Origin of the sequence: Streptomyces lushanensis (assembly GCF_001700515.1) — a bacterium.
Lineage (GTDB): Bacteria > Actinomycetota > Actinomycetes > Streptomycetales > Streptomycetaceae > Streptomyces > Streptomyces lushanensis.
This window is the reverse complement of the sequence record NZ_MAUD01000572.1, coordinates 1-3,867: the sequence shown is the minus strand read 5'-3', so window position 1 is coordinate 3,867 and position 3,867 is coordinate 1. Positions and strand designations below refer to the sequence as shown.

Genomic DNA, 3,867 nt, shown 5'->3' with positions numbered 1-3,867 from the left:
GGGCAGGGGGCAGGAGGCAGGAGGCAGGAGGGGCAGGCTCAGAACGATGAGGCGGCGCGGGCCGGCGCGGGCCGACGCGGTCAGGTGCCAGGTCGGCGCGGTCGGGTGCCGGGCCGCGTCAGAGCAGACCGTGACGCGGTGGCCGCGTGCCGCTCAGTACGTAGCGGCCGATGTGCTGCACCTTCCAGCGGACCGGATCGTGCAGCGTGTGCGTACGCGCGTCGCGCCAGTGCCGGTTCAGATTGAGGCTGTCCAGGGCCGCGCGTGTGCCCGCCACCTCGAACAGGGCGCTGCTCGTCCCGACCGCCGCCTNNTTCGCCGCGGCGACCGCGATCGACGCCTCCGCGGCGCTGTCGTCGGTGAGAGCGGCCGACGCCGCGTCCACCGCGTCCGCGGCGGCGTTGAGCAGCGCCTCCGCCGCCCGTACCTGAAGGGCGAGTTCACCGAACCGCTGGATCAGCAGCGGATCCTCGGCGGCCGTCTCGTAACCGCTCTCGAACCAGGGACGGCTCTTCGTACGAACGAACGCGACGGCCTCCGCCAGCGCCGCCGACGCGATGCCCGCGTCGATCGCCGCGTGCAGGAGCTGTGCCACGGCGCCGTGCAACTGCGGTCCCTGGAACGTCAGATGGTGCGGTACGACACGGTCGGCCGGGACCACCACATCCACCAGCCTGACGGTCCCGCTGGCGGTGGTGCGCTGGCCCATGCCGTCCCAGTCGTCCAGAACGGTCACGCCCGGGGCGTCGCGCGGTACGTACGCGACATGCAGCGCGTCGTCCTCGGCGCGCGCCAGGACCGGGATCCAGTCGGCGAACAGCGCGCCGGTGGAGTAGTGCTTCTCACCGCTGAGCAGATACGAGCCGTACGGACTCCCCGGGCCGGCCGCGCCACGCGCGGCATCCGTACCGCCCGTATCGCCAGCGCCACCCGCACCGTCCGTCTCGCCCGCACCGCCCGTCTCGCCCGCACCGCCCGCCTCACCGACCTCGTCCGGCTCACCCGCCTCGCCCTCGGCCCGCACCGGTGTCAGACGCGTACGGATGTCCTGGACATGCTTCGTGCCCGCCTCCGACTGCGCGTTGCCGAACCGGCGCCCGGCCAGCACCTCCCCGAAGAAGAACTTCCGCTGCGCCGGGCTGCCCTGGCGCCGCAGCACGTTGATGTACACGAAGTGGCTCTGCGGTATCTGCGCCAGACTCGCGTCACCGGTCGCCAGCAGACGGAAGATCTCGGCGAGCGTGCGCGCGGAGACATCCGCGCCGCCGTGGTCGCGCGGCACGGTGACACCGAGCAGTCCGCTGGCGGAGAGCCGGTCGAGCTCGGCGCGCGGCAGCCTGCGGTCCCTGTCCCGCTCGGCGGCCTCCGCCCGGAACTCGTCGGCCAGTTCGCGGGCCAGGACGAGCGCCTCCGCGTCGTCGGCCACCGTACGGACGGGAGTGCGGCCTGCGGAGGAGTCATTGCGGGCGGGTGCGGCGGTCACGGTACGGCCTCCAAGGAGGTACGGGAAGGTACGGGACGGACGGGAGGAATCCACCGTGGAATCGGCCGTGCGCGAGCACATGGCCATTCCGGGAAATCGGGAAGCGGGAAGACCGGGAAGACGGTGAAGATCGGAAAGACCCGGAGGAAACAGCTCGCCGGGGCGGAGCGAATCCGTACGGAGAATCTCCGGCATGAGGATTCGCCGCGCAAAACAGGCGCGAGCGGCGAGAGAGCGGCGGGCGGGCCGCACGCGAGCGGCACAGACGGTGCGGGCCCCGCGGGCCGTACGTGCAGGGCACACACGGTACGCCAGACCACCGCTGACCTGGGATTATCCTCGGCTGACCCGGAAGGGTCCTCAGCGGCCCGGTCGACAGAGAGCGCTGGAAACGCGTACGAGATCGACGTGCCGACGCCGGGTGAGATCTTGCTGCCCTGGCCTCAAGACGTCACCTCTTCCGGACGTTCCGAACGGTCGTCGCCGTATCGGCGGCTCTTTCGCCGCAACCTTACCGGCGGCCTCCTCCGGGCGTCCATCAGGCATCTTCGAGCCGGTGATAGGGTTTCCCTTCCATCGAGTACAGAACGAGTACCGAACGAATTCAGCGGGATCTCCGTGCGAATCGAGCAACTCGAATACGTGGCCGCCGTCACCCGCCTCGGCTCGCTCCGCAGAGCCGCCGAATCACTGCATGTGTCGCAGCCGGCCCTCAGCGAGACGATCCGCAATCTGGAACGCGAACTCGGCGTGGACATCCTGGACCGCAGACGGTCGGGCGCCAGGATCAGCGACGAGGGCCGCGAGCTGCTGCCGCACATCATCGGAGTCCTGGACGCCGTCGACAAACTGCGCCGCGCCGCCGACGACCAGCACCACACCAGCCGGATGATCAGGCTCGGTACGGTCAACGCCGCGACCGTACCGCTGCTCGTACCGACCATCCGGGAGTTCCGGGCCTCCCACCCGGAGACACAGGTCGAGGTCGTCGCGGCGCGGCAGGAGCGGATCCATCGCGAGCTGATGGAGGGCGGACTCGATCTCGGACTCGTCAACTATCTCCAGGGCGACGACCTGCCGCCCGGTTTTCTCTCCACCGAGCTGCTGCGCGGCCGTCCCGTGGTCTGTGTACGCGCGGACAGCCCGCTGACGGCACTGACCGCGGTCGGCGTGGACGATCTGCTGGGCGAGCCGCTGATCATCATGCGTTCCGGCTATGTCATGCACCGGTTCGTCCACCGCATCCTCGAAGGCCGCAATCCCGCCTTCTCGTACTCCACGGACGGAGCGGAGATGGGCAAGCTGATGGTGGCCGAGGGCCTCGGTGCCACGGTCCTGCCCGACTTCAGTGTGATCGGCGATCCGCTGGAGCGGTGCGGCGCGATCACCTACCGGCCGCTGGCCGGCGACGAGACCGAAGTGCTCCTGCTGCTGCAACGCCCTTCGGCGAACTCCGTGCCGCGGGCCACGCAGGACCTGTACCAGACCTTCGTACGGAGCGCCGACGCCTACCGCGCCGCACACGCCACCGGCTGAGCCGGGCCGCGTGGCGCCGCGCCGAAGTCCTTGGGCGAGAGACACAGAGGATGGATGGGAGACCGCATGGGACAGGGACAGGAACAGGAACACGGCCGGGAACAGAAACAGCGACAGCGGTGGGAAGGGCGACAGGGACCGGGCCGGCTCGACGGCAGGACCGCCCTGGTGACCGGCGCTTCGGCCGGTATAGGTCTCGCCGTCGCCGACCGGTTCGCCGCCGAGGGCGCGACGGTGTACGTCACCGGCCGCCGCAAGCCCGAACTGGACGCGGCCGTGGCGGAGATCAACGGCGGAAGGGCGGCGGGCGGGCCGTCGGCGTACCGGGCGATGTCTGCGACCTGGACGGTCTGGACCGGCTCTACGCCATGATCCGGGAGCGCAGCGGCCGGCTGGACGTCCTCGTCGCCAACGCGGGCGGCGGCGAGTTCGCCAAGCTCGGCGAGATCACCGAGGAACACTTCGACCGGACCTTCGGCGTCAACATCAAGGGACTGGTCTTCACCGCCCAGAAGGCGCTGCCGCTGTTACCCGACGGCGCCTCGGTGATTCTGCTCTCCTCCACCAACGCCTCGCGCGGCGTGGAGGCGATGAGCGTCTACAGCGCCACCAAGGCCGCGATCCGCAGTCTGGCCCGTACCTGGGCGGCCGAACTGGCCGGGCGCGGCATACGGGTGAACGCGATCAGTCCCGGCCCCGTCGACACGCCGGGCGTGGACGGGCTGGCCGGACTCGCCGGCGACAGCCCCCGGCTCCGGCGGCGGCTGAAGGACGGTTTCGCGGCCGGGATACCGCTGGGCAGGATGGGCCGGCCGGAAGAGGTCGCCGCCATGGCCCTCTTCCTCGCC

Annotated in this window: 3 protein-coding genes and 2 pseudogenes; 2 read left to right on the top strand and 3 right to left on the bottom strand. The window is 70.7% G+C overall.

The features are described 5' to 3' along the window. Positions 1-118: 118 nt before the first annotated feature. The 3 genes and pseudogenes from BFF77_RS37450 to BFF77_RS38330 form a co-directional block, all read right to left on the bottom strand. Positions 119-312 (bottom strand): annotated as a pseudogene (locus BFF77_RS37450) (SfnB family sulfur acquisition oxidoreductase); the annotation flags it as partial. 2 nt (positions 313-314) lie between these two features. Next, positions 315-1,483: acyl-CoA dehydrogenase family protein (locus BFF77_RS37445; protein ID WP_245703950.1), on the bottom strand; the 1,169-nt coding region annotated here is incomplete at its 3' end. A 360-nt stretch (positions 1,484-1,843) separates the two neighbouring features. Further along, complete coding sequence (locus tag BFF77_RS38330) at positions 1,844-2,029, bottom strand: putative leader peptide (protein WP_425424456.1); 186 nt, start codon at positions 2,027-2,029, stop codon at positions 1,844-1,846. Positions 2,030-2,101: 72 nt separating this feature from the next. Here BFF77_RS38330 and BFF77_RS31380 point away from each other — a divergent pair, with 72 nt between their 5' ends. Both BFF77_RS31380 and BFF77_RS33990 read left to right on the top strand, forming a co-directional pair. Continuing rightward, a complete protein-coding gene (locus BFF77_RS31380) occupies positions 2,102-3,019 on the top strand; it encodes a LysR family transcriptional regulator (RefSeq protein WP_066956848.1) in 918 nt (305 codons plus the stop codon). 165 nt (positions 3,020-3,184) lie between these two features. Continuing rightward, positions 3,185-3,867, top strand: a pseudogene (locus BFF77_RS33990) (SDR family NAD(P)-dependent oxidoreductase); the annotation flags it as partial.

Excerpts from the sequence above, each read along its gene's own strand:
- BFF77_RS38330 (WP_425424456.1), bottom strand. The coding sequence starts at position 2,029 with ATGCCTGATGGACGCCCGGAGGAGGCCGCCGGTAAGGTTGCGGCGAAA.